This is a genomic window from Polaromonas sp. P4_H1 (assembly GCF_056400945.1).
Map to the genome: position 1 here is coordinate 1 of NZ_JBFUKG010000053.1, position 732 is coordinate 732.

1 protein-coding gene is annotated in these 732 nt (G+C 63.3%); it reads right to left on the bottom strand.

Going from position 1 to position 732, the window contains the following annotated elements; genetic code table 11:
• A partial coding sequence (locus AC1DS5_RS24995) for an alpha/beta hydrolase (RefSeq protein WP_477720938.1) occupies positions 1–489 on the bottom strand: 489 nt, incomplete at its 3' end.
• Positions 490–732: the final 243 nt, after the last annotated feature.

Genomic DNA, 732 nt, shown 5'->3' on the forward strand with positions numbered 1-732 from the left:
CTTCGGCGGCACGACCGCATCCTTCTCGCCGTGCACGATCAGGCCCGACGACGGGCAGGGTGCGAGGAACGAGAAATCATAGAGATTGGCCGGCGGCGCGATCGAGATGAAGCCTTCGACCTCGGGGCGGCGCATCAGGAGTTGCATGCCGATCCAGGCGCCAAACGAGAAACCGGCAACCCAGCAGGCGCGCGCTTCGGGATTGATCGTCTGTGCCCAGTCGAGCGCGGCTGCCGCGTCCGACAATTCGCCGGTGCCGTGGTCGAACGAGCCCTGGCTGCGACCGACACCGCGGAAGTTGAAGCGCAGCACCGAGAAGCCGCGATGCACGAAGGCGTAATAGCACTGGTAGACAATCTGGTGGTTCATCGTGCCCGCGAATTGCGGATGCGGATGCAGCACCATGGCGATCGGCGCGTTCTTCTGCTTGGCCGGATGATAGCGGCCTTCAATACGGCCTGCGGGACCGGTAAAAATAACTTCGGGCATAGTGATCCTTAGGTCCCGTTCTTGGCGTGATCAGCCGGTTTCGCGCAGGGCTCGGCGAGAATGGCTCGGAGGGGACCCTGCGAGGAAAGGGCGATCGGGCACCGCCAGGTTGATGGCGGGCGGCACCGGGTGAAGTTGAGGCCGCGTTCTACCATGAGCGCAGGGGCGAAAAGCAAGCATATTGAACGTGTCGGCGGCCGTGACATGCGTTGCCGCGGGCGCATTTGGTGAGCAATTGGGCTA